The sequence below is a fragment of the Phenylobacterium sp. genome (assembly GCF_037968635.1).
In the GTDB taxonomy this organism is placed as follows: Bacteria; Pseudomonadota; Alphaproteobacteria; order Caulobacterales; family Caulobacteraceae; genus Phenylobacterium.
Genome location: NZ_JBBKVV010000112.1, coordinates 1 through 3,702, shown reverse-complemented (window position 1 = coordinate 3,702; position 3,702 = coordinate 1). Strand labels below are relative to the sequence as shown.

The 3,702-nt window shown below is 61.5% G+C and carries 4 protein-coding genes; 1 reads left to right on the top strand and 3 read right to left on the bottom strand.

Going from position 1 to position 3,702, the window contains the following annotated elements; all coding sequences use genetic code 11:
* Positions 1-239, top strand: a 239-nt coding sequence (locus AAC997_RS13560) for a thioredoxin domain-containing protein (RefSeq protein ID WP_340646232.1), incomplete at its 5' end; no start/stop codon positions are given.
* 120 nt (positions 240-359) lie between these two features.
* Here AAC997_RS13560 and AAC997_RS13555 read toward each other — a convergent pair.
* The 3 genes from AAC997_RS13555 to AAC997_RS13545 form a co-directional block, all read right to left on the bottom strand.
* Positions 360-1,445: a sugar ABC transporter substrate-binding protein gene (locus AAC997_RS13555; protein ID WP_340646231.1), complete on the bottom strand. Its 1,086-nt coding sequence runs from the start codon at positions 1,443-1,445 to the stop codon at positions 360-362.
* Between the two features lie 89 nt (positions 1,446-1,534).
* Positions 1,535-2,875: a CHASE3 domain-containing protein gene (locus AAC997_RS13550; RefSeq protein ID WP_340646230.1), complete on the bottom strand. Its 1,341-nt coding sequence runs from the start codon at positions 2,873-2,875 to the stop codon at positions 1,535-1,537.
* A 377-nt stretch (positions 2,876-3,252) separates the two neighbouring features.
* Positions 3,253-3,702: hypothetical protein (locus AAC997_RS13545; RefSeq protein ID WP_340646229.1), on the bottom strand; the 450-nt coding region annotated here is incomplete at its 5' end.

The window sequence follows — 3,702 nt, the reverse complement described above, 5'->3', positions numbered from 1 at the left end:
CGTGCAAGTCGATGGCGCCGATCTTCGCACGCGCCGCCGCCGAACTGGAGCCGCGCGCCCGCTTCGTGAAGATCGATGTCGACGCCGAACCCCAGCTCTCGGCGCAGTACGCGATCAAGGGCATCCCGGCCCTGTTCGTCTTTCAGAACGGCAAGATCGTCGCCAACCAGGCAGGCCTGGCCGACATCAGCCTGCTGCGCCGCTGGGTCGAGACCCACGGCGCGACGGCCGCCGCCTAGAGCAGGTTCCGATAGGCGTGAAACGGTCATCGAATCGATGAACGCCCTGATGTTCTGAATTGTACGAGAGTTTCGGAACTATCGACTTAGGGTCGGGTCACTTTGAGGCTCCTGGCCAACTCAATACTTGCGTTCGGACGACCAAGGAAAATTGATGTACTGGTCGCGGCTATCGAAGCAGATGTTCCCATACATCCTCAAATAGGACTTGCGGCGCGCCGCGTCGGCATAAACGGCCCTGGGGTCGGCGACATCGCGCTCATATTGCCCAATATTGGCGATCGTCAGGGCTTTTGGAAGGATATCCATCGCCTGAGGCACGGTCTTCCCATCCAGCCAGTCAGACGCGAAGCGTCCCATGGCGTAACCGAAAATGGGGGATGCCAAGCTGATGCTGGCCTTGTAGGGGCTACCGGCCTTCTTTAGCTCCGCGACAGCCTCACGCTCCCCGTCAATGCCCCCAAGAAACTGGTTTGCTCGCGCCTTGTCTGCTTCGCGCAATGCGTCCAGCGCACCAAGAACTACGGTGTCGGCGCCCAGGACCACGTCAATTTTGGGGTGCGCGAGCAGGATCATCTTCATGGTGCGATAGCCGCCTGCCTTGTCGATGGTGGCGGGCGAGATATCAGCGACGATGGTCACTCCCGGTAGCTGCCGCAGAGTATCGCGCATCGCGGTGAAACGAGGCGCGAGGAACTGCAGATTGTCGTGGGTCAGCAACACCACCTTGGCCTTGCCGCCAAGGCGGGTGCGGATATGCGCTGTTGCAGATTCCGCCAGCACCTTGCCGGTCAGATACTGCGGCGCGTTCAAGATCGTGTTGGCGGGCGGCGGCACGATCGCCCCGACATAAGCCCCGCTCCCGATCATTCTTTTGAGGCTCGGGCTCAGCGATGGCGGATCTATGGGAGCGACAACGATTGAGCCGGTCTTGTTGGCATACAGGCCATTGACCTGCTTCACCATCAGGGCCGCTTCGTTGTCGGAACGCAGTACGCGGTACGCCAGCCCACGCTCTGCAGCGGCTAGCGCCAATCCCCGCCCAATCCCCTTTACGAATTCGCGATCATTGTCCTGAACGAATACCAGCTCCCTTCGGAGGCCCTTGGGCTTGCTACAAGCCTGCTTGGCCGCATCAAAGGCCGGAAGGGCGATTGGCCTGGTCAGGCCATTGCCTTGCGCATTCGCGGCCAATGGCAAGGCCATGGCAAGAAGCGCCGCCAGTGCGCCGCGCGCCAAACGCCCGAGGAGCGTGACCTTGCATGACGGCATCGAACCTGATGGAACGGGAAGTCTCACAGCGCGTGTGCGGTTGAAAATACCAGCCGGGCTGCCGTCCCCGGTGTCCGACTGACATACTCGACATTCGTCTTCAGCGCGGCAGCCATCGCAGAGATGATCTTCGAGCCCAGGCCTGTTCCACCCGGATGCACGGCGGCGCCCAGCCCAATGCCGTCATCCTGCACGACAAGCTCGGCCCGCCCCTCCGGAAGCTTTCGCAACATGACGTGGATATCCCCCGATTGCCCGGCCGGATAGGCGTATTTGAAGGCGTTCGTCACCAATTCCGTGGCGACCACCCCGAGACTGATGCTCTCGTCTGTAGGCAGGATAACCGGGTCGAGCATGCTCGTAAGCCGGGCCGTATGGCCATCGTTGCGCATGGCGACACCAAGATTCTCCAGCATCACCCCCAGATAATCGTCCAATGCCACCGACGTTACGTCGCGCGAGGTGTAGAGGCTCTTGTGAATCTGCGAAATCGCCTGAATTCGGGTCTCTGTTTCCTTCAGCGCCCCCTTGGCCGATTCATCGGTAACGGTCTTGGACTGCATGTGGACCAGCGCCGACACGAGCTGGAGACTGTTAGCCACGCGATGATTGACTTCGGACAGCAGGAGTTCTGCCCGTTCCCGCGCGAGCGCTAGCTCCTGCGTCCTTCTTTCAACTCGTTCCTCGAGCGTGAGATTGACAGCACGCACTTCGTCACGCGCCTGCGCGATCTCCTGCCTGTTGCGATAGACGGTGAAGGCCACCGCAGCCACGACAAGAACGATGACGAAAGCCGCGACGGTGGATACCCATCGCAGCATGGCGGCATTCTTCTTCTGCTCGATCTCGAACAGGGTGGACTTCTCGTCGGCATCGAGCATCGCGCCGTACAGGTAGACGTTGATTTCGTCCATCAGCGCCTTGCCGCGATTGCTACGGATCATCGACAGGGCATCCACATCGGAGCCAGCGCGCTTCAGGGCGATGCTTTGGTCCATTTCCCCGAGCTTTTCATCTACCGCCTCCCGCAGCCTGGACATGAGCGGCGTTGGCTCGGACTCCGCGATAACAAAGCGTGCGAGATCGGACAGCTGCTGCCCGGCGCGGGACTTGGCCGTGTCAAAGGGAGCCAGGTAGATTTCATTGCCGGTCAGAAGATAACCGCGCTGGCTCGACTCCGCCGTTCGCAAGGCGTCGCGCAGTTCAACCGCGGCGATGCGGGTGTCTCGCTGCAACGCCGTTTCCTGGAAAACGGTGTTGGACCTTTCGCCAAGCCATACCGTCATCCCCACCATAGCGATGAGTGCGAGAAAGCCGATGACAAGGCCTCCAGCGACAGCAAAGGCTAGGCGATTACTTGCCATTTTTGTGGTCTACTGATGCCTGGCGTTCGGACGACGCACCCCGCGCCCTGAAGGGACTGTATAAAGGCAGACGTGCCGCTCGCTGGCAACGTCCGGCCGGGGCTGTCAGCCCAAATGCACCACTTGCTGACCAGGGGTGGGGCGGATGGCCCCCAAGAAGAAGCCCGATGACTCGTTCAGGTGATTGGGTAGCTCACCCGATGTCATCCAGCTCGTGGTGAGGCTCTACGTCGGATATCCTTCCGCCTACGTGCCGAAGGCGGAAATCCCGAACGTCACGGAAGGGTCGGACCCGTTCATTTGCTTCACCTCGGCGAGCGAACCTTCGGGAGGCGGTCCCGACGGGGCTCTAATGTCAGGTTCTATCTCCCCGCGCGTCAGGCCGTTTCCATCAGCTGGCGGAGATCGCCCTCAAGCTGGGCCACCAGCTTGCGGCCGAAGGCGTCGGCCTGGCTTCTCACTTTCTTGCCGGCCAGGGTGCGGATGGCGTCGATGTGGTCGTCGATCAGCGGCAGCCGGGACTCGAAGGGCAGGTTGTCGTCGTCGATCAAGACGCAGAGGCCCGCGGCCAGTTGGTGGATCAGGGGATAGCCGAAGGTGGGCGCCAAGCCCTTCATGTCGTGGGCGCGCATATAGAGCACGCTGACGGCCTCGATGCCGTAGCCATCCCTCGGCAGGGCCTCACGGGCGGCGTCCAGCTTGACGACTTCCTCGTGCATCCAGGCGTCGAAATTGTCCGACAGCGCCTGCACAGCCGCCTGCGCCTTGGCCACGCTTCCCATGGCCAGAGACAGTGATTGCCGTGATGGGGTCGCGTTTCCCGCCAT